The sequence below is a fragment of the Staphylococcus sp. FSL W8-1207 genome, from assembly GCF_038003745.1.
GTDB lineage: Bacteria > Bacillota > Bacilli > Staphylococcales > Staphylococcaceae > Staphylococcus > Staphylococcus equorum.
In genome coordinates this window covers 1,088,650-1,110,031 of record NZ_JBBOPU010000001.1, presented here as the reverse complement: position 1 = coordinate 1,110,031, position 21,382 = coordinate 1,088,650, and the positions used below count along the sequence as shown (strand labels likewise).

The window sequence follows — 21,382 nt, the reverse complement described above, 5'->3', positions numbered from 1 at the left end:
TGTTTTCTAATACAGAATCCCGACCTTTAAGATTTACAGCTATGTGTTATTTATCTTCTTCTTTGTCTTTGCTTTCTTTACCAGTAATCTCTTTTAATTCATCTAGTTGTTTTTGGTAATCTTTTTCTGGTAGAGCTACAAATCCTGCTTCTTCAGCTGATTTACCTTTGTCTTCAAAGATAAATTTCATGAAATCTTGGAATCCTTCATTTTCTTTTAGTTTTTTCTCGTTTGTATAAATGAACAGTGGTCTACTTAAAGCATATGAGCCATCTTGAATTGATTCTTTAGTTGGTTTAGTAACTTCACCACTATCATCTTTGATTTCAACGGCTTTTAATTTATCTTTATTTTCTTCAAAGAAATTATAACCGAAGTAACCAATACCTTGTTCATTTTTTTGAACTGATTGAACGATTACGTTTGTATCAGCGTTTTTCTCTGCTTTGATATCTCCGTCATCCATAACTTCTTCAGTGAAGAAATCATACGTACCATGTGATTGGTCTGGAGAAAATGATTTAATTTCTTTATCTGGCCATTCAGGATTAACATCTTTCCATGATTTTGCTTCGCCAGAATAAATATCTTTCAATTGATCTTTAGTTAATTCGTTTACAAAATCGTTTTCTTTATTAACTGCAATTGTTACGCCATCTTTTGCAACTTCAAATTCATTATATTTAATACCTTTATCTTCTAATTTTTTCTTCTCTTCATCTTTTATTGGTCTAGATGCGTTTGAAAAATCAGTATTCCCTGAAATGAATTTTTCGAATCCGCCACCAGTACCAGATGTACCAGATGAAACTGTAACATCGGAATTTTCTTTAGCAAATTTTTCGTTTAATTTTTCAATGATTGGACCTACTGTTGATGAACCGTCGCCTTTAACTTCGCCTTCGCCGCCACCAGAACCAGCATTTCCGCCGCCACAAGCGCCTAATAAAAGTGAAGAGCCAATTACTGTAGTTCCAAATACTTGCCATTTTTTCATTGAAACATCCTCCTAATAAATAAATAACCCTTAAAAGTTATATGTATTTCTTACAGTTCCTATATTACACACAATTTATTAAATACAAATATAGATATTGTAAATCTTTCGTTAAGTTATGAGAGCTTCTATTTACAAAGTTTATAAATGGTATGAAATAATATAGGAGTGACTTGTAAATGTTGATAATACAACGTTTTGTTCAAAGCATATATTACAAATAACTATGAAATTGTAATATAAAAAAAGAAACAATCCTGAAATCACTATATAAAAATAGTGATTTCAGGATTGTTTTGTTGAGAATTGTATTTTGAAGTCCAATTCATTTTATAAATTGTTATTATTATTGTTATAAAACAACTTAGATAAAAACATCACTTTATAATAGAAGGAATTACTTTTCTATTCTTTCCCAACCTTTTTTAGTTAAAGCGATTTTACCAGAGTCTATCGTGATAATTTTGTTTTTATATAAGTGCCCGATTGCTCTTTTGAACGAACCTTTACTCATATTAAAAATTTCTTTAATAGCTTCGGGACTCGATTTGTCTGAGAAAGGTAATTCCCCATCGTACTCTACGAGTAAGTCAAAAATATTTTGACCATCATCATCAAGTCTTTCGTGTGCAAGTGGTAAAAATGAACCGTTCAATTCACCTTTATCGTTTTGACCAATGATACGGACTTTTACATTTTCACCGAGACGTGGTTCCTCTTTACGTTCTGTTTCATGAACGAATATTTTATAACCCTCTTTTGATAGTAAGAAACTACCTATGCGTAATAAACGATATGGTCTTGCTTCGATGATTTTATTTTTCAATTCATTATCGAAAACAGACTTATATGTTTGTTCTACTATTGTTTCTGTTGCTAAACGTGCGAACATATTGTTATCTCTATCAATACGTAACGTAACGAATAACTCATCACCTTGTACTGGCCAAACTGATTTAACTTTTGGTAAATCTTCCCAAGGTATTAATACTTCTCTTGGTAAACCTACATCGACATGTGCACCATCGCGATCAACTTTTAATACTTTTACAAAGTCGTATTTATCAGTCGTTACGTCAGGCATATTTTGTGTAGCAAATAATGCACCTGATCTATTTGGGTAAATAAAGAAACTATATTCTTCCCCTATATTTAATTCATCTTCATCTTTTACTTCGGATTGATTGAGTTTAACTTCTTCTCCGTTTGGTCCTTTTAACTTATATGTTGAACCTTCTAATCCAACAACTTCAAGAAATTCTATAGAACCTACAATATCTTTTTCATCTTGGGCCATACTTTTCTCCTTCGTACATACAGATTTATTCTTACTTATTATAACATGCTATGAAGAAACTAGCATCACTACATCGAGAATGGTCGAAACAAGTTGATAAGTGTGTTATAATTTGTCCGGTAGATTAACGAAAAGGATAACGAAAAGGAGTAAATGCATGTTACAAGTTACTGATGTAAGTTTGCGATTTGGTGATCGTAAGCTATTTGAAGATGTAAATATTAAATTTACAGATGGCAATTGTTATGGATTAATAGGAGCTAATGGCGCAGGTAAATCAACGTTCTTAAAGATTTTATCGGGTGAATTAGACGCTCAAACTGGTCATGTTTCTATGGGGAAAGACGAACGTTTAGCAGTTTTAAAACAGGATCACTTTGCATTTGAAGATGAACGTGTAATTGATGTTGTTGTTAAAGGACACGAACGTTTATATGAAGTAATGAAAGAAAAAGATGAAATCTATATGAAACCAGACTTCAGTGATGAAGATGGTATTAGAGCTGCAGAACTAGAAGGCGAATTTGCTGAAATGGACGGCTGGAATGCCGAAGCAGATGCGGGTACCCTACTTTCTGGACTAGGTATCAAAGCAGACCTACAAGATAAAACAATGTCTGAATTAGAAAACAATCAAAAAGTTAAAGTGTTATTAGCACAAAGTCTTTTTGGTAAACCTGACGTATTATTACTAGATGAGCCTACCAATGGTTTAGATATCCCTGCAATAAGCTGGTTAGAAGATTTCTTAATTAATTTTGAAAACACAGTTATTGTTGTGTCTCATGATAGACACTTTTTAAATAATGTTTGTACGCATATTGCTGACTTAGATTATGGCAAAATTAAATTGTTTGTTGGTAACTATGATTTCTGGTACCAATCAAGTCAACTTGCTATGAAAATGGCTCAAGATCAAAACAAGAAAAAAGAAGAAAAAGTTAAAGAATTACAAGATTTCGTGGCACGTTTCTCTGCAAACGCCTCTAAATCAAAACAAGCAACAAGTCGTAAGAAACAATTAGAAAAAATCGAGATTGATGATATTCAACCTTCTTCTCGTCGTTATCCTTTTGTGAAATTCACACCTGAACGTGAAATTGGTAATGATTTATTACATGTCGACAATGTTTCTAAAACAATCGACGGCGTAAAGATATTAGATAATATTTCATTCTCTATGGATCCTAACGATAAAGCTGTATTAGTTGGTGATAGTGAATTTGCTAAATCAACATTACTTAAAATCTTAGCTGGTGAAATGGAACCAGATGAAGGTACAGTAAGATGGGGCGTAACAACTTCTCAAAGTTTCTTACCTAAAGATAACTCATTCTACTTCGATGGTGTAGATACAAACTTAGTTGACTGGTTACGTCAATACGCACCTGAAGATGAACAAACAGAGACATTTTTACGTGGATTCCTAGGACGTATGCTATTTAGCGGTGAAGAAGTTAAGAAAAAAGCGAGTGTCTTATCTGGTGGAGAGAAAGTACGTTGTATGCTAAGTAAAATGATGTTATCAAGTTCTAACGTGTTACTACTGGATGAACCTACAAACCATTTAGACTTAGAAAGTATTACTGCAGTCAATGATGGCTTGAAATCATTCAAAGGTTCTATTATCTTTACATCTTATGACTTTGAATTCATCAATACGATTGCAAACCGTGTCATTGATTTAAATCCAACTGGTGGTCTTTCTAAAGAAACGACTTATAGAGCCTATTTAGAAGAAACTGGTGTATTAAAATAATAACCATGTGTTATTGATTTAAATATAACGCAATAAATAAGCGGAGGCTGAGACGACGTAATCTTGTTAGAACAATTAGATTCCTGTCTTACTCCCCTCTTAAAATATAGGCACCCCAATACTATAAAGGTATTAGGGGTGTCTTTTTCATGTTCTTTTATCTTTATATGAGTTAAATCTATGAAATTGGTTGGTTGAATCATTTTATTGTTATTTAAAATTGTAGTGATTTGAGCTAACTACTTACAAATTAATAAAGCACTAAACGAAGACCTTAAGTTAAGGATGTCCCCCACTTTGTTCATCTTATTTAGGATGAAACGCCCCATTGTTTGGGCTAATTACTTTCAAAATGAATTTTTGAATTATATAATCATAATTAATTCAAATGAACGGAGGAGTTATTTCAATGGAAAATTTAAATATGATTGATGGACAACTTTTACCACAAATCGGTTTCGGTACATATAAATTAAATGGTGCGCAAGGCGTACATGCAATCGTTAATGCGTTAAATCAAGGATACAGAATCTTAGATACAGCCTATAACTATGAAAATGAAGGTACAGTGGGTAAAGCAATTGAAAGAAGTCATGTTTCAAGAGATCAAATCATTGTCACTTCGAAATTACCAGGTCGTTATCAAGACTATGATGCAGCATTAACAGCTATACAAGAATCTATTTATCGGTTAAATGTCGATTATATTGATTTATATTTAATTCATTGGCCAAATCCAAGACACAATAAATATGTTGAAGCTTGGCAAGCGATGATTGATGCTCAAAAAGCGGGACTAATTAAATCTATTGGTGTTTGTAATTTCTTACCAGAACATATAGAAAAATTAGAAAAAGAAACTGGTGTCTTACCAACAGTGAATCAGATTGAATTACATCCGTATTTTAATCAACAAGATATGATTGAGTATCATAATAAAAAAGGAATTATTACAGAAGCATGGAGTCCATTAGGTCGTGCATCTGAAGTAATAAAAGATAAAGATATCGCTGTAATTGCCGAAAAATATAATAAAACAATACCTCAAATTATATTAAGATGGCACGTTCAATTAGGTGTAGTACCAATTCCAAAATCTACTTCTATAACGAGACAAATTCAGAATCTAAATGTTTTTGATTTTAACTTAGAAGTTGAAGACGTAGAAAAGATAAACAACTTATCTCAAAAAGATGGTAGATTAAAAGGTCAAGACCCTGCAACATATGAAGAATTTTAAAATTGAAAATATCGGAAAATGATTGTCACTAAACAATTTTAATTATATTTACACTTATAACGTAAAATGTATAAATATAATGTTGTATTTTTCAGTAAATTTAAAAAACTTCACAAAAGCGGTTTACAGTACATATAAGCATATGTATAATATGAATCATAAACAAACAAAAATTAAATATGGTTTTGATGAGGCGCATCAATCATTAGTAAATATTAGAAGAACCTGCCTGCTAGCAGCTAATTTTGAAAGGGTGAGATGCCGAAATAGTTATAATAGCAGCTTATAACACGTTGGACTTTATGGTTAAGAGCTAAGAGTCTGTCATTATTGTAAGATAATGGAGTGCATCACTTGTATATAAATTATAGAACAAGTTCGCATCCCGAACTTGTTCTTTTTTTAATACTGTGATTCTCCCCTATTGATTGAGGAGGATATAGAATTGAACAGAAGTGTTTTGAAATTTGGAGGTTCTTCAGTAAGTGATTTTACCAAAATAAAAAATATAGCGGAAATGTTGAAAATAAGAGTTGATCAAGGTGAACAGCTTATTGTTGTTGTTAGTGCCATGGGCAAGACAACAGATGAGCTTATGGCTAATGTCTCTGCATTAACTACCAACCCTAAAGATCAAGAACTTGCACTATTATTAACTACGGGTGAACAACAGACAGTTTCTTACTTATCTATGGTTTTAAATGATATCGGTGTAAACGCCAAAGCGATGACCGGATATCAAGCGGGTATTAAGACAATTGGACATCATTTAAAAAGTCGAATAGCAGAAATTAATCCTGATACATTCGAAATCGCATTTACAGAAAATGATGTTTTGGTAGTTGCTGGTTTCCAAGGCATAAATGAATCGCTTGAAGTGACGACGTTAGGTCGAGGTGGTTCAGATACTACTGCTGTTGCCTTAGCAGCAAGTAACGACACGGCATGTGAGATTTATACCGATGTCGATGGTGTCTATGCTACTGACCCAAGATTATATAAAGAAGCAAAACGACTTGAATACGTTTCTTATGAAGAAATGATGGAGATGAGCGCATTAGGTGCAGGTGTGTTAGAAACAAGAAGCGTCGAATTAGCAAACAACTATAATATTCCGCTTTATTTAGGAAGAACTTTATCAAATGTGAAAGGAACATGGATTATGTCACAAGCAGAATTATTAGAAAAAAAAGCAGTTACAGGTGTGGCGTTAGATACACATATGATGCACGTTACAATTAGTTATCCCTTACCAGATAATAGATTACTTACTGAGCTTTTTACTCAATTGGAAGAAGGTTCAGTAAATGTTGATATGATTTCTCAGATTATTAACTTGGAAGGATTACAAATGTCCTTTACTATTAAAGATACAGATGCTTTTCAGATTTCAACTATATTAGAAACTTTAAAAGAACAATTTAATGCATTAGACTTCAAGATTAATGAAGAATACGTTAAAATCTCTTTAATTGGCTCTGGTATGCGTGATATTTCTGGTGTAGCATCAAAAGCATTCATTACTTTAATTGAAAACGATATTTCTTTTTATCAAACTACAACATCAGAAATAAGCATTTCATGTGTAATAGATGCTGAGAATGGCGAACGAGCTGTTCGAGCCCTTTATCAAGCTTTTGATATCTGAATTTTCGGAATATAATTAATATTTATTAAAATAATAAAAATGGAGTGTATGGTATATGACAAAATTAGCATTGGCAGGCGCAACAGGATTAGTAGGAAGAAAAATGTTAGAAACAATAGATCGCAAAGGCGTTGAATTTGATGAGTTAGTGTTGTTCTCTTCGGCTCGCTCAGCAGGTGAAAACATTGAATTTCAAGGTAAAAACTACACTGTTAGAGAATTGACGGAAGACGCAGCTAAGGAATCATTTGATTATGTATTAATGAGTGCTGGCGGTAGCACAAGTGAACACTTCTCCCCTATTTTTGAACAAGCGGGTGCAATTGTCATTGATAATTCAAGTCAATGGAGAATGACTGAAGGTGTAGACTTAATCGTTCCAGAGGTTAACGAGCCTGTATTAGATAGAAAAATTATTGCAAATCCAAATTGCTCAACAATACAATCAGTCGTACCACTTAAACCATTACAAGAACAATTTGGCTTGAAACGTGTTGCATATACGACATACCAAGCGGTTTCAGGTTCTGGGGTAAAAGGTAAACAAGATTTAGCAGAAGGAGCAAATGGTAAAGCGCCTGAAGCATATCCACACCCTATTTATAATAATGTGTTACCCCATATAGATACTTTCCTTGAAGATGGGTATACAAAAGAAGAACAAAAAATGATAGACGAGACACGTAAAATATTAAAAGATGATGAATTAAAAGTTACAGCTACTTGTGTACGTGTGCCAGTCCAAGACAGTCATAGTGTTCACATGAGTGTAACGTTAGAAAAAGAAGCTACAGTGAGTGCAATCCAAGAATTATTTGAAAATGATGACCGTGTGGTACTTGAAGATGATCCACAAAATAATGTATATCCATTAGCGATTAATTCTACTGACAGAGATGAAATTTTTGTAGGACGTATTCGCCGTGATGAAACATTAGATAATACATTCCACGTATGGTGTACTTCTGACAACTTATTGAAAGGTGCGGCATTGAATGCAGTGCAAATACTTGAACAAGTTATGAGCTTGAAAGGAGTAAAATAATATGGGACATATTTTTGAAGGCGTAGGTGTCGCTTTAACAACACCTTTTACACACAATGAAGTAGATTATGATGCACTTAGAAGACATTTGAAATATTTAATTGAAAATGATGTAAAATCGATTGTTGTAAATGGTACTACAGCTGAAAATCCAGCATTAACTGATGGCGAAAAAGATCAAATACTAGAAGCAGTCGTAAATTATGTAGATGGACGCATTCCTGTAATTGCTGGAACAGGTACGAATAATACACAAAAATCAATTCAAGCTTCAGTTCGTGCTAAAGAAAAGGGTGCAGATGCAATTATGCTGATCACACCCTACTACAATAAGACGAATCAACGTGGTTTAATTGCTCATTTTACGAAAATAGCAGATGCAATTAAATTACCAGTCGTGTTATACAATGTGCCTTCTCGTACAAATATGACTATAGAACCAGATACAGTTGAAACATTAAGCAAGAATGAATATATTATTGCATTAAAAGATGCGACCAACGATTTTGAATATTTAGAAGAAGTAAAAAAACGTATCAACTTAAATGACTTTGCGCTTTATAGTGGTAATGATGACAATGTAGTTAACTATTTTAATAAAGATGGACATGGCGTTATCTCAGTAGTTGCTAACGTGATCCCAAAATCTTTTCAAGCGTTATACGATGCAAAACAAAATGGAGAAGATATTGAAAAACAATTCCAACCGATTCAAACATTGTTAGATGCATTAGCAGTGGATGTGAACCCTATTCCAGTGAAGGCACTCACAGCGGTAGAAGGTTTCGGAAATTATGAGGTGCGTTTACCACTTGTACCTTTAGAAGATGAAGACCGTAAAACGTTAGAAAATGCGTACGAACAATTTAAAGCAGGTGACAAAGCATGAAGATAGTATTAATAGGCTATGGTGCGATGAATCAACGTGTCGCAAGATTAGCTGAATCAAAAGGACATGAAATAATTGGTGTTATTGTACGAGATGCTACCAAGGATTACCCGTACCCTACATTTGAACGTATTGCAGATGCTAAAGAAGCAGATGTTGCAATAGATTTCTCAAACCCAGAACTGTTATTACCATTATTGGATGAAGACTTTAATTTACCATTAGTAATAGCAACGACTGGTGAAAAAGAAGAAATAATCAATAAACTTCAAGCGTTAAGTAATCAAATGCCAGTCTTTTTCAGTGCGAATATGAGTTATGGTGTACATGCTTTAACAAAAATTTTAGAAGCGGCAGTGCCCCTATTACAAGATTTTGACATTGAACTTACGGAAGCACATCATAATAAAAAAGTGGATGCGCCAAGTGGTACATTAGTAAAATTATATGATGTGATTGATGACTTGCGAGAAAAATCTACACCAGTCTATGATAGACATGAGCATACTGAAAAACGCACACAAGATGAAATCGGTATCCATTCCATTCGTGGTGGCACGATTGTAGGAGAACATGACGTGCTATTTGCTGGTACTGATGAGACAATAGAGATTACGCATCGAGCACAGTCAAAAGATATTTTTGCAAATGGTGCAATTGGTGCAGCAGAAAAATTAATCAATAAGGCAAATGACTATTATACATTTGATAACCTATAAAAACTAAGGAGCGTATTAAATTATGGTACAACATTTAACGGCAGAAGAAATTATTAAATATATTAGTGATGCAAAGAAATCTACACCCTTAAAGGTTTATATTAATGGGAATTTTGAAAATGTAACCTTCCCTGATAGTTTCAAAGTGTTTGGTTCACCTGATTCAAAAGTTGTTTTCTGTGAAGCGGATGAATGGAAAACATTCTACGAAGCGAATCAATCTAGCATTGAAACAATAGAAGTTGAAATGGATCGTCGTAATTCGGCTATTCCATTAAAAGATTTAACTAACACAAATGCACGTATTGAACCAGGCGCTTTCATTCGTGAACAAGCTATTATTGAAGATGGCGCAGTGATTATGATGGGCGCAACAATTAATATTGGTGCTGTAGTTGGTGAAGGTACAATGGTAGATATGAATGCAACACTTGGCGGCCGTGCAACTACTGGTAAAAATGTACATGTTGGTGCAGGCTCAGTATTAGCTGGTGTCATTGAACCACCTAGTGCTTCACCAGTAGTAATCGAAGATGATGTACTTATTGGTGCGAATGCAGTTATTCTTGAAGGTGTTCGTGTTGGTAAAGGCTCTATTGTGGCTGCAGGTGCAATTGTAACGCAAGACGTGCCAGCTGGATCAGTTGTTGCAGGTACACCTGCTAAAGTGATTAAACAGACAAGTGAAGTTGAAGATTCAAAACGTGAAATTGTTTCAGCTTTAAGAAAATTGAATGACTAAAGCTTAAATTTCATGCAATTTCCACTTTTACTAAGTTAGTTATTGTTCCAAATAAATAAGGACTATACTTCTTAGTACGAACATCAATAAATATTAATGTAGGAGGTTTAAGGCGAGACAAGATGTAATTAATGATGGCGTTTATAACTTTTAAAAAGTTGCTATCCATTATACATTGATAAATCCGTCTTACCTCCTCATTTTTTTAATATTATATTTTTCGCTTTTTTATACATATAAATAAAGGACTTTAGAATAAAGTCTGAAGTTAATTAATAAAACTAAAAGGATTTGATTTTAAGTGAATGAATTAGAATTCGTAACAACACATAGACGTCATTTGCATCAAAACCCAGAGTTAAGTCTACATGAATATGAGACTACTACCTATATTGCTGCTTTCTTAGATGAATTAGGAATCAGTTATGAACGCCCTCTTGATACAGGATTAGTTGCTTATCTACCTGGGAACGGTGAGCATACGATAGCTTATCGTGCAGATATTGATGCATTACCTATTTTTGAAGAAAACGATGTAGCTTACAAAAGTTTAACAGATAATGTGATGCATGCTTGCGGACATGATGGGCACACTACTGCGTTAATGCTGTTTGTAAAGCGATGTAAAGCGATGGCTGACCAAGGAACGTTACCGCAAAGTATTGTTTTTATATTTCAACCTGCTGAAGAAACAGGTGGCGGTGCAAATCGATTAATTCGTGCTGGTGCCTTTAAAAATTATGATATTGAAGCCGTGTTTGGTATTCATGTTATGCCCTTTGAAAATGAAGGCAAAGTTGTTATTCGAGATGAAGAAATAACGGCAAGTGCTACGGAATATAGATTTTATTTAAATGGCCTTTCAAGTCATGTTGCGGATAAAGAACAAGGACATTCTTGTGGAGAAGCATTACAGCATGTATTAAGCCAAGTGGGACAAATTCAACAATATCATTTGAACGGTTTAAAACGAAATATTGTCCATATGGGTCATTTTGAAGCTGGAGAAGCGATTAATACTGTCCCTAGTCATGGTTATTTAGAAGGTACAATCAGAACATATGATGTGCGTGATTTAGAAATCGTAAAACAACAAATGGCCAAAATTGCTGAAAGTGTAAGCTTATTATTTAATGTAGAATGTGAAGTTAAGTTTGAAGAAGGTTACCCGCCTACTTATAATGATCCATTACTACGTAAACATGTTGAACATGGATTAGATAATGCAGATTTTGAAATTATAGATAAACCTACGCCTTATTTATTTGGTGAAGATTTCAGTTTTTATAGTCAACTTGCACCGAGTTATTTTGTATTTGTCGGTGTACGTGATGAAGCGAAGGGTTATGTGACTGGCTTACATACTGCTCATTTAAATTTTAATGAATATATGCTCATACGTATTGCAGATTATTATGAACAACTTCTAAAATCCTACAGCGAGGTGCGTGTACAATGACAGCCATTTGGTCAGTAGACACAGAGAAATTTTATGAAAATGCAGTAAATGTAGCGCAAGGCAACCAGCTCATGGCAGTAGTTAAAAATAATGCTTATCATTACGGTTTAGAATTTGCTGTTCAACAATTCAAAAAAGTTGGTATTCAAACTTTTAGTACAACTTCTTTAAGGGAAGCAATTCGAATTCGTAAACTTGCGCCCGATGCTACGATATTTTTAATGAATGCAGTTTATGAATTCGATAAATTACGTGCTTATCATATTCAGATGACTTTACCTTCTCTAGATTTCTATTATGAACATGTAGAAGATTTATATGATATTCAAGTTCATTTAGAATATGAAAATTTATTACATCGTTCAGGATTAAAATCAATTGCAGAAATGAGAGAAGTCCTTATACATCATGCGCAAAATAGAAATGAACAGCGTATGATAATAACTGGCCTATGGACACACTTTGGATATGCAGACGAATTTGATGTTCCGGATTATGAAATTGAGCGAAAAGCATGGCTAGATCTTGTAGATACGTTATTAACTGACGGTTATCAGTTTGATCTAGTTCATGCGCAAAATAGTGCGAGTTACTATCGAGAAGATGGTGTTTTCCCCCATCATACACATGCGCGTGTTGGCATTGCATTGTACGGTTCAAGACCCTATAGTGATGTAGAAGAAACAGAAATTAAACAATCATTAACTGTGAAAGGTAATGTCATTCAAGTACGTGAAGTTAATCAGGGAGATTACTGTGGGTATAGTTTTGCTTATGAAGCTACGCAAGATGAAACAAGATTAGCAGTCGTAGATGTTGGTTATGGCGATGGTATACTTAAATCAAGAGCACAACATGAAGCATTGATTAACGGTAAACGCTACCCTATACGTGCGTTAATGATGAGTCATATGTTTGTGGAAGTAGATAGCAATGTTCGTGCACAAGATGAAGTGATACTATATAATAACGATATACGCGTAGATGAGTTCACATTTAAGGGTGTGGGCGCAAATTCTGAACAATTAAGCGCGATGAATCATGACTCACTAATAAAGGAGTATAGATAAATTATGGTAGTAGAATACAATGATAAAGGAGAGCTTACAATTGGAGGTACAAGCCTCAAAACGATAGCACAAAGTTTTGGGACGCCTACAATTGTTTATGATGAAACGCAAATTAGAACGCAAATGAGACGTTTTCACGAAGCTTTTCAAAAGAGCGAATTAAACTATAATATTTCATATGCTTCTAAAGCATTTACTTGTTTACAAATGGTTAAATTAGTAGAAGAAGAAGGACTCGAATTAGATGTAGTATCTGAAGGTGAATTATACACAGCACTAGCTGCTGGTTTTGATGCGCAACACATACATTTTCATGGTAATAATAAGACAAAACGTGAAATCCAATATGCCTTAGAAAGTAAAGTGGGTTATATCGTTATTGACTCTTTAGAAGAAATTGATCTTATTAACCGTTATGCAAGTGAAGAAGTGAATGTAGTGTTAAGGTTAAATCCTGGAGTTGAAGCACATACACATGAGTTTATTCAAACTGGACAAGAAGATAGTAAATTTGGCTTGTCTATCAAACATGGTTTGGCGATTGAAGGTGTCAAAAAAGTTAAAGATGCTAAGCGCTTAAATCTTAAAGGTGTTCACTTCCATGTAGGTTCTCAAATTGAAGGTACTGAAGCTATGATTGAAACTACTAAATTAGTTGTTCAATGGCTGAAAGAAAATGATATTCAAATAGAATTAATCAATTTAGGTGGCGGCTTTAGTATTAAGTATGTTGAAGGCGATGTGAGCTTCCCTATCGAAGATGGTATTGCAGAAATAACTGAAGCAATTAAAAAGATAGCACAAGAAGCTGATTACCCTATTCCAGAAATTGGTATTGAACCTGGACGTTCAATTGTTGGTGAAGCAGGTATTACTTTATATGAAGTAGGTACAATTAAAGACATCCCTAATGTAAATAAATATGTGTCTATCGATGGTGGCATGAGTGATCATATTCGTACCTCTCTCTATGATGCGAAGTATGAAGCTCTACTGGTCAATCGAAATGATCCAAAGGATGAAACTGTAACACTGGCAGGTAAATTATGTGAATCTGGAGATATTATTATCAAAGATGCACAATTGCCAAGTACAGTTAAACGTGGCGATTATTTAGCTATTTTATCAACTGGTGCTTATCATTATTCAATGGCATCAAATTATAACCAAATGCAGAAACCGTCCGTATTTTTCTTAAAAGATGGTAAGGCAAGAGAAGTTATTAAACGTCAATCATTGCGTCAATTAATCATTAATGATACAAGATAAATGATTATATAAGAAAAAAGGTTGTTAGCTATTCCCTACTGGGCATGTTAACAACCTTTTTTATGTTTTTAAAATGGTGTTTTAAGCGTTTTAAACAAACAATATAAAGTTCTGGATTAATTTGGTCATGATTATATTTGAAAGCTCTTTAAATGCCTGTATTGAATGAATGTATGTATATTGAAGACATTAAGAACCTCTAACCTTAAAAGTAATCTTGGAAAATATTAGAAATTTACATGTTAAGCGCATGTATTAAGAAAGCCTAACTCGATTTCATCGAGTAAGGCTTTCTATATATAAAAAAAAGAACCTTTGACAAGGTTCTTTTTTACATAAAGTCAATATAGCAATCTATATTATAGTTTAGCAACGTTTGCAGCTTGAGGACCGCGGTCGCCTTCAACTACTTCAAATTCAACTGATTGACCTTCTTCTAATGATTTGTATCCTTCTTGGTTAATTGCTGAGAAGTGTACGAACACGTCGTTTTCTCCTTCAACTTCGATAAAACCAAAACCTTTTTCGGCGTTAAACCATTTTACTGTACCTTGTTTCATAACTGTGAAACCTCCAAGACTAATATTCATTCAATATGCGTTATTCGCATATTACAAAAAATACAATTTCACAGTTTAAGTCTGTTAGTACAATATTCTTTGCAATATGGAATAAAACTATTGCTTGACTAACAGTATAAAGCAATTTAAATAAAATTGCAATACAAATCTGAATAAACTGTTTATTCAACAATAGGTAATTTATAATATACTTCATTATTATATAAAACAATAAAACTATAGAATATTTGTAAATCTTCATCGCAATCTTCACAAAATCCTAAATCGCAATTATTATAAAAAGCATGAATATTATATTTACCAACTAAATAATTATCATAATCTTTTTTACATTTTAAAATGATTGATTGGTATTGGCTTAACATCTCGTTATATGTCTCAAAATTATGTTGTTCTACGATATGATCAGTCCAGTCACTAAATAACCACCAGCCTTCATAATCAGCCCGAATTTTTGCAACTGTCCACATTTTCTTTCACCCTTTCATAGTCAGCTCAAAAATATTTTCAAAACATTTAAATATTATGTTCAAAATTTTAAGCTTAATAGAACAAGTTGATTATACTTATGTATGTCTTCATACATTCACTCTAAATAAAATCCCCCACGTTTATAAATAGATATGAATAAAACTAGTTATATACTTTATATAATTTAATTAGAGTCGCACAATTTGTCTATGAGTAATATTTTAACTAGATAATATACAAAATCAAGTTATCTGACTCATACTTTTGACCTATATACATCAGTTGCTCAAACGTAAATATTAGTTTTGTGGCCTAAAATTTCGTATAATACTAATAAGAGGTGATAATATGCAGTGCAAACATGTTAAAGTATTTGGAATGGTGCAAGGTGTAGGTTTCCGATACTATACACAGAAGATAGCTAGAAAGTATAATATTGTGGGCACAGTTGAGAATATTGATAATTATGTTGATATTTATGCGCAAGGAAATGAAAAAGCATTAACTTCATTTTTAAATGCAGTTATAGACGGTGCGTCACCTGCCTCGCATGTTGAAGATTATACTATAGAAGAATTAAATATTGATGAAACATTAAAGGATTTTAAAACTATATAAAGGAAGATGAAGTTTGAGATATACTATTTCACGTATTTTTGGGACAATTATAGCTTTTCCAGTAGCAGTTATCGCATGGTTTACTAGTGTTTTTGCTCTAGATATTTATGTTATATTTGATTTTCTTATTTCTGCGGTAACGTTTTTGGCAATTTACTTCCCTACTCAACGTTTAACTTCTAGAAAATATTTAAATGAAATTGGTCTGTCACGTCGTGATTATCATTTTGTAAATAGCCAGTTAAATAATGCACAAGATAAGATTAGAAGAATTTTGAAAACATTTGTAAATGTGAGATCTATTAAAGATTTTAAACAAGTGAATGAAATATACCGAATTTCTCGTGCAATTTATTTTGCAGTGAAACAACAACCGGGTTCATTTTTTAAAGTAGAAGGTTTCTTCTATTCACATATTGATAATGCATTGAATTTAATTGAAGCATATACAAGATTGTCTAAGTCACCTAAAAAATCTAAAGAAGAAAAACAAAAATTAGAACAAACAAGAATTACTTTAGACGAAGTGAAAAGAACTTTAGTTGCTGACTTGAAGAGAATTAATAACGAAGACTATAGCCAGTTAGATATAGAGATGGAATTAAACAAAATGGAACAGAAAAGAAATAAATAACATAGAATTAAGAATGGAGAGAAATTGAATGGCTAAAGAACAAGATTTTTTAAGTTCACATCCATTGGACAAATATATTGATGAACAGTCAGCTAATCAAAATGAAATAATCAATAATAAAACACAATATACTCAAGAGGAACAACAAAAAATCGATAAGTTGAGTGAACAAATAAAGCCAATGGATAATGATGGTTTACTGAATTATGGTACACAAGCACAATCAAATATGTCGCAGTTCTCACACCGTATTTTAAATGAAGTTAACACTACAGATGTTGGGCCTGTCGGTGAATCTCTGAATGGTTTAATGAGTAAATTAAAATCAGTTAATCCAGAAGAACTTAATCCAGAAAATCAATCTAAGTTGAAACGCATATTTAAACGCACGAAAGCATCTGTTAATGAAATATTTTCGAAAATGCAGTCTGTAGGTTCTCAGATTGATCGCATTTCTATTGAGTTAGATAAGCATAAAAATAACTTAAAAAAAGATATAGACATGTTAGATGAATTATACAATATGAATAAAGATTATTTTGAAGAATTGTCTTTATATATTGAAGCAGCTAAAAAGAAACAGCATGCCCTACAACAGACTGAAGTGCCTAAACTTAGAACACAAGCAAAAGCGACAGGTAATCAAATGGATGTGCAAGCCGCATCTGATATGGAACAATTTATAGATCGTTTAGATAAACGTATTTACGATTTGCAGTTATCAAGACAAATTGCAATTCAAACAGCGCCTCAAATACGTATGATTCAAAATGTAAACCAAGCTCTTGCTGAAAAAATTCAAAGTTCAATTTTAACGAGTATACCGTTATGGAAAAACCAAATGTCTATTGCGTTAACATTGATGAGACAACGTAATGCTGTATCTGCTCAAAAGGCCGTTACAGATACTACGAATGACTTACTATTAAAAAACTCTGAATTATTAAAACAAAATGCATTAGAAACAGCTACTGAAAATGAACGTGGTGTCGTTGATATCGAGACACTAAAAACAACACAAAATGATATTATCGAAACAATTGAACAGACACTTCAAATACAAGAACAAGGCCGTACTAAACGTAAGCAAGCAGAAACAGAATTAAATCAACTTGAATCAGAATTACAAAATCAATTGTTAGATATGAAAGATAATAAATAAGATTTTTATTAACAAAAAAAGTAGATGGAATTGGGCCAGAAAATCAAAATTAGATTTCTTCCCCATGCCCATCTACTTTTTCTATATGCATTAAAAAATACCATTCTATTAGATTAAACCAATAGAATGGTATTTTAATTTTGAGATTAGAGATTTTATTCTAATCTCCCTATTTAATGCTTACTATCTTCTGTATGTTGAGTTGTTGATTTTTTAATTAAATTATCTGTATCGTCAACTGTGTCTGTAGATTGAGTCGTTACTATATTTTGTTCAACAGCAAGTTTGTGAGCAATTTTCGGTGCTGTCCAAACGACAGGGAGCATTATAATCGATATAGGTACTGCCGTTACGATTATAAAGGACTGTATTGCGCTAATACTGCCCTCGCCAATATTAATAAGAATAATTGAGATTACACCCATAATGGCAACCCAGAATAATCTGATGATTTTAGGTGGGTCTCCCTCGCCGGTAACTGACATAGAAATTGAATATGACATTGTATCGGCAGTTGTTATCACAAATATAAGCGTCAAAATGAGTAAAGCTATAACTAGTACGTTGCCTAAAGGTAATTGTGTAGCAATTGAGATAACTGCTGCAGGTAAACCATTTTCAGATAAAGGATCGCTAATTGAACCGTTATTTTTAGATTCATAAAACAAGCCACTTCCACCTAGAATAGAAAACCAAAAGTGAGAAACCACAGCTGCTACGACTGAAACAAGTATGAAGATTTCTCTAATTGTACGCCCTTTTGATACACGGGCAACTAACATAGCCATCAAAGGACCATAGCCTATGAACCAACCAAAGAAGAAAAGCATCCATGCGCCAGCCCATTGATTATCACCTCTAAAGGTACTGATTTCTAAGAAATTAGTGATGTATGTTCCGTAAGAAGAAATAAATGTATCAATAATAAAGCCACCAGGGCCTATTAATAATATAAAGACGGCAAGCGCTATTGCTAACCATATATTTAGTTTGCTAAGAAACTGTATACCTTTATCTATTCCTGTAGTTGCAGATATAGATACTATGACCATAAGTCCTGCAACAGATAAGACTTGAGTAATAATGTTATCTGGAATACCAAAAATACTATGTAACCAGTAACTAAATTGAAAACCGAAAAATCCAATTGTTCCAATTGTTCCAGCTACTGCTCCTAAAATACAAAAGACATCTATCATTGAGCCTGTCTTTGTATGTTCAATCTTTTCACCAAATACTGGGTATAAAATTGTTCTTGGACGCATTTTCATCCCTTTATTATAATGTGCATACATGATTATAATGCCACTTACAGCACCGTAAACCGCCCATGCTGTAAAGCCCCATGATGTGAAACTTTGGGCCATTGCTGCGGGTATAGCTGCTGTACTACTATCTTTGATACTTGAATCCATAGTTGGTGGCACATCAATAAAATAATACATAGGTTCAGCAGCAGCCCAAAATATAGCGCCTGCGCCTAATCCTGATGTAATCACAATTGCTGCCCATCTGAAGTAACTCATTTCAGGTTTAGAAGCATTTCCGAGTCTCACACGGCCATACTTTGAAAAAGCTAAAACAGCACCTACTGCAAATGTTGCTAGCAATAAAACTTGCCAAAATGCACCAAAATATGAAATTGAAAGTTCAAATCCTTTTTGCACGAAATCCGAAGTTGCTGTAGTAAATAGTGATGACATAATTACAAATAATACAAGTACGCCACCGCTAATAAGAAACACTGGCCAATCTAGTTTATCTTTCCAATAAGAAAATTTAATGTTATTCTACTCCTCTTTTTAGTTTCTCTCTATTTTTCTTTATATTAAGTCTTTTATAATAAATAGTTAGCTTTTTCAATACTTATTGAAATGCTTACGAATATCATTGAATATTGTTTTAGAATTCAAGATTATAAGTATGAAAATGAAATCTCACGCTATAGCAAATGGTGTTTTTGTGAATATGAATACGTGTATTTACCATCTTTAATAAAAAATATGTAAGTCTATTTATGATAGTGACAAGAGACTTACTATAGTCACTGACGAAACACTTGAAGTTAAGATTATAGCCCACTTCTTCTTAGTAATCAATTGGACTTTGCAAAATTGTTATAATTTTTAAGATTAAATAATTATATATTAATCATGCACTTGGAAAATTCACCATCTTAAAAAATGATTTTTTGAATTAAATTAAGGTTCCAACACCAAAATAAAAGTTTTACACATAAAAAATCCCTTCAAAGTAGTCACTTAAAAAAGTGATTACTTTGAAGGGGTTGATCATTACAAAAATGTTGCATTTAAATATTGAGCAGTATCTACTTAAATGAACTTTTTAATCTTTTTCGTAAACGATAGGCTTTTGATTTTTAACCATGGTAGCTACAATATAACCTATAATTGTAGTTACTATAGCAATTGGGAACCATTCTAATGAATAGTCTTTTAAAGGTAAGCTATCAATAAAGCTCATTTTTATCCAGCCTTGTGTGTGTACTACACTTAATATTGAAACAATAGAAACAATCGCAACTGGAATTTGTTGTGCAATTGGCTTAGTTGGTACAAAACGTGCAATCAATATCAGCAATACTGAAGTGATTGCTACTGGATATACAATGCTAAGTACTGGTACAGACATTGAAATTACTGAATTTAGACCTTGGTTTGCTAATATAAAACTAATTAGAGTAAAACCAATTACATACATTTTATAAGAAATTTTCGGTAAAATTCTATGGAAATATTCTGACACTGAAACGATTAAACCACATGCAGTAGTTAAACACGCAAGTGCAACAATAATGCCTAATAAATATTTACCAAAAGTTCCAAAACCTACATCTGCCATTGTAGTTAATAAGTATGTGCCTATGTTTTGATCTTTTGCTGTTAAACTAGCAATTTTTTCTTGTGATACATCCATGTGATTCCCTATAAAACCTAGAGAAATATAGATGAACATTAAGGCAATTGCAGCGATTAGACCAGCTAGCAATGTTTGCTTGAATATCTTATTCGCGTTTGTAACGCCTGTCGCTTTCACAGCATTAACTACAATCATTGAAAAGGCAATTGCTGCAATAGCGTCCATCGTCAAGTAACCATTCGTAAAACCTTGTGAAAATCCAGCAAAGCCAGAAGTAAACGCTTCGGCAGATTGACTTGGAGCATTACCACCAAAATCTACAAATCCTTTAATGATCATTGCTAAAATAGTAACAAGTAGTAATGGTGTTAACAATGAGCCGATACGATTAATCATTTTACTAGGGTTGATACATAAATATAATACAATTAAGAAATAAATAACTGTAAATATAAATAATGCTAAACTACTATTTGTTTGTGCAATCGGTGTAACAGTCATCTCAAATGATGTTGATGCTGTACGTGGAATTGCAAATAACGGACCTATTGTTAAGTATATAATTACTAAGAATACTACTGAAAACTTCGGTGAAATTTTATTTAATGAACCGATGTAGCCTTGTTTATCTAACGCTCCCACGACAACGCCTAACAACGGTAATCCGATTCCAGTTAATGCAAATGCTAAAATGGATGGCCAGAAATATTCCCCACTATCTAAACCTAAATTAGGTGGGAATATAAGGTTGCCAGCGCCAAAGAACATTGCAAACAATGTGAAACCTATAATCCATGTATTTTTATTCATATGACGTTCTCCTTTTAATCCAATAAAATAATATTACCTATTCTATCACGTTTAATTAGATGCCGTCTATATAAATTTCAGAATATTTAAAT

The 21,382-nt window shown here is 33.0% G+C and carries 19 protein-coding genes and 1 riboswitch; of the genes, 13 read left to right on the top strand and 6 right to left on the bottom strand.

Going from position 1 to position 21,382, the window contains the following annotated elements:
• Positions 1–46: 46 nt before the first annotated feature.
• Both NSR03_RS05590 and cvfB read right to left on the bottom strand, forming a co-directional pair.
• Positions 47–997 carry a PstS family phosphate ABC transporter substrate-binding protein gene (locus NSR03_RS05590; protein ID WP_002512395.1) on the bottom strand — a complete coding sequence of 317 codons (951 nt, stop codon included), beginning with the start codon at positions 995–997 and terminating at the stop codon, positions 47–49.
• Positions 998–1,394: 397 nt separating this feature from the next.
• Positions 1,395–2,294 (bottom strand): RNA-binding virulence regulatory protein CvfB, encoded by a 900-nt coding sequence (cvfB, locus tag NSR03_RS05585; RefSeq protein ID WP_021339152.1) that lies wholly within the window; start codon positions 2,292–2,294, stop codon positions 1,395–1,397.
• Between the two features lie 157 nt (positions 2,295–2,451).
• Between cvfB and NSR03_RS05580 the strand changes: the two genes are divergently transcribed.
• The 10 genes from NSR03_RS05580 (at position 2,452) to lysA (ending at position 14,134) form a co-directional block, all read left to right on the top strand.
• The gene (locus tag NSR03_RS05580) at positions 2,452–4,053 is read left to right on the top strand and encodes an ABC-F family ATP-binding cassette domain-containing protein (RefSeq protein WP_002507649.1); all 1,602 of its coding nucleotides are present in this window, start codon (positions 2,452–2,454) and stop codon (positions 4,051–4,053) included.
• A gap of 409 nt (positions 4,054–4,462) precedes the next feature.
• Positions 4,463–5,293 (top strand): aldo/keto reductase, encoded by an 831-nt coding sequence (locus tag NSR03_RS05575; protein WP_064782944.1) that lies wholly within the window; start codon positions 4,463–4,465, stop codon positions 5,291–5,293.
• Between the two features lie 180 nt (positions 5,294–5,473).
• Positions 5,474–5,652, top strand: a riboswitch (Lysine riboswitch).
• An 86-nt stretch (positions 5,653–5,738) separates the two neighbouring features.
• On the top strand, positions 5,739–6,941 hold the full coding sequence (locus tag NSR03_RS05570; protein WP_002507647.1) for an aspartate kinase: 1,203 nt from the start codon (positions 5,739–5,741) through the stop codon (positions 6,939–6,941).
• A gap of 55 nt (positions 6,942–6,996) precedes the next feature.
• The gene (locus tag NSR03_RS05565; protein WP_021339156.1) at positions 6,997–7,986 is read left to right on the top strand and encodes an aspartate-semialdehyde dehydrogenase; all 990 of its coding nucleotides are present in this window, start codon (positions 6,997–6,999) and stop codon (positions 7,984–7,986) included.
• 1 nt (position 7,987) lies between these two features.
• Positions 7,988–8,875 (top strand): 4-hydroxy-tetrahydrodipicolinate synthase, encoded by an 888-nt coding sequence (gene dapA, locus NSR03_RS05560; protein ID WP_069820837.1) that lies wholly within the window; start codon positions 7,988–7,990, stop codon positions 8,873–8,875.
• A complete protein-coding gene (dapB, locus tag NSR03_RS05555; RefSeq protein WP_021339158.1) occupies positions 8,872–9,594 on the top strand; it encodes a 4-hydroxy-tetrahydrodipicolinate reductase in 723 nt (240 codons plus the stop codon). Before dapA ends, dapB begins: the two co-directional genes overlap by 4 nt.
• A gap of 22 nt (positions 9,595–9,616) precedes the next feature.
• Positions 9,617–10,336, top strand: a complete 720-nt coding sequence (dapD, locus tag NSR03_RS05550) for a 2,3,4,5-tetrahydropyridine-2,6-dicarboxylate N-acetyltransferase (protein ID WP_002507643.1) — start codon at positions 9,617–9,619, stop codon at positions 10,334–10,336.
• A 301-nt stretch (positions 10,337–10,637) separates the two neighbouring features.
• On the top strand, positions 10,638–11,795 hold the full coding sequence (locus NSR03_RS05545; RefSeq protein ID WP_021339159.1) for a M20 metallopeptidase family protein: 1,158 nt from the start codon (positions 10,638–10,640) through the stop codon (positions 11,793–11,795).
• Positions 11,792–12,865, top strand: a complete 1,074-nt coding sequence (locus NSR03_RS05540) for an alanine racemase (RefSeq protein WP_069820838.1) — start codon at positions 11,792–11,794, stop codon at positions 12,863–12,865. Before NSR03_RS05545 ends, NSR03_RS05540 begins: the two co-directional genes overlap by 4 nt.
• A gap of 3 nt (positions 12,866–12,868) precedes the next feature.
• Complete coding sequence (gene lysA, locus NSR03_RS05535; protein ID WP_021339161.1) at positions 12,869–14,134, top strand: diaminopimelate decarboxylase; 1,266 nt, start codon at positions 12,869–12,871, stop codon at positions 14,132–14,134.
• Positions 14,135–14,493: 359 nt separating this feature from the next.
• Here the strand turns inward: lysA and cspA are convergent, their stop codons facing one another.
• Together cspA and msaA are read right to left on the bottom strand one after the other, a co-directional pair.
• Positions 14,494–14,694, bottom strand: a complete 201-nt coding sequence (gene cspA, locus NSR03_RS05530) for a cold shock protein CspA (RefSeq protein ID WP_002507639.1) — start codon at positions 14,692–14,694, stop codon at positions 14,494–14,496.
• 182 nt (positions 14,695–14,876) lie between these two features.
• Positions 14,877–15,185 carry a regulatory protein MsaA gene (gene msaA / locus NSR03_RS05525; protein WP_021339162.1) on the bottom strand — a complete coding sequence of 103 codons (309 nt, stop codon included), beginning with the start codon at positions 15,183–15,185 and terminating at the stop codon, positions 14,877–14,879.
• Between the two features lie 349 nt (positions 15,186–15,534).
• Here msaA and NSR03_RS05520 point away from each other — a divergent pair, with 349 nt between their 5' ends.
• The 3 genes from NSR03_RS05520 to NSR03_RS05510 are packed head-to-tail and all read left to right on the top strand — an operon-like array spanning position 15,535 to position 17,600.
• Positions 15,535–15,804: an acylphosphatase gene (locus NSR03_RS05520; RefSeq protein ID WP_021339163.1), complete on the top strand. Its 270-nt coding sequence runs from the start codon at positions 15,535–15,537 to the stop codon at positions 15,802–15,804.
• Between the two features lie 13 nt (positions 15,805–15,817).
• A complete protein-coding gene (locus tag NSR03_RS05515; RefSeq protein WP_002507636.1) occupies positions 15,818–16,438 on the top strand; it encodes a 5-bromo-4-chloroindolyl phosphate hydrolysis family protein in 621 nt (206 codons plus the stop codon).
• Positions 16,439–16,466: 28 nt separating this feature from the next.
• Entirely contained in the window at positions 16,467–17,600 is a 1,134-nt protein-coding gene (locus NSR03_RS05510) for a toxic anion resistance protein (protein WP_064782939.1), read from the top strand.
• A 173-nt stretch (positions 17,601–17,773) separates the two neighbouring features.
• Here NSR03_RS05510 and NSR03_RS05505 read toward each other — a convergent pair whose 3' ends face one another.
• Both NSR03_RS05505 and brnQ3 read right to left on the bottom strand, forming a co-directional pair.
• Entirely contained in the window at positions 17,774–19,303 is a 1,530-nt protein-coding gene (locus tag NSR03_RS05505) for a BCCT family transporter (RefSeq protein ID WP_021339165.1), read from the bottom strand.
• 643 nt (positions 19,304–19,946) lie between these two features.
• Positions 19,947–21,290, bottom strand: coding sequence for a branched-chain amino acid-like transporter carrier protein BrnQ3 (brnQ3, locus tag NSR03_RS05500; RefSeq protein ID WP_065367430.1), 1,344 nt, complete (start codon positions 21,288–21,290; stop codon positions 19,947–19,949).
• Positions 21,291–21,382: the final 92 nt, after the last annotated feature.